General features: G+C 70.9%; 1 protein-coding gene and 1 pseudogene. Both read left to right on the top strand.

Going from position 1 to position 700, the window contains the following annotated elements:
- The first annotated feature begins 30 nt into the window (after positions 1-30).
- On the top strand, positions 31-510 hold the full coding sequence (locus tag GT030_RS10235) for an NUDIX domain-containing protein (protein WP_161200826.1): 480 nt from the start codon (positions 31-33) through the stop codon (positions 508-510).
- A 55-nt stretch (positions 511-565) separates the two neighbouring features.
- Positions 566-700, top strand: a pseudogene (locus GT030_RS10230) (3-hydroxybutyrate dehydrogenase); the annotation flags it as partial.

Raw genomic sequence — 700 nt, 5'->3', positions numbered from 1 at the left:
GCCGGAGTCCGGCCGTTTAGGGTCGGGGCCATGGCTACACCTGAATTCATCACCTCGCTCCGGGCCACGGCGGGCACCCAGTTGCTCTGGCTCCCCGGTGTCACCGCGATCGTCTTCGACGACGAGGGGCGGGTGCTGCTGGGCCGCCGCACGGACACCCGCAAGTGGTCGGTGGTCGGCGGCATCCCGGAGCCGGGCGAGCAGCCCGCCGCGTGCGCGGTGCGCGAGGTCTTCGAGGAGACGGCCGTGCACTGCGTGCCCGAGCGGGTCGTCCTGGTGCAGGCCCTCCAGCCGATCACCTATGGCAACGGCGACGAGTGCCAGTACATGGACATCACCTTCCGCTGCCGGGCCGTGGGCGGCGAGGCGCGGGTCAACGACGACGAGTCGCTGGACGTGGGCTGGTTCGCGGTGGACGCGCTGCCGGAGCTGAACGAGTTCTCGCTGTTCCGGATCAAGCAGGCTCTGTCCGAGACACCCACATGGTTCGACCCCATGACTCTTGGCTGAAGTATGGGTTCTCGCCCTATGTGGTGAGCCGGGGGCGCGTCACTAGGGTCGAGACATGATCTCGTCCAGCCCCCACCCCAGTACCCCTTCCGCCCTGGACCTCGCCGGCCGGGTCGCCCTCGTCACCGGGGCGGCCGGCGGCATCGGCAGCGCGTGCGCGCTCCGGCTCGCCGCGGCCGGGGCGGAGGTG

This window comes from Streptomyces sp. SID1328, from assembly GCF_009865595.1.
Lineage (GTDB): Bacteria > Actinomycetota > Actinomycetes > Streptomycetales > Streptomycetaceae > Streptomyces > Streptomyces griseoluteus.
This window is presented reverse-complemented; position numbering and strand designations above follow the sequence as displayed.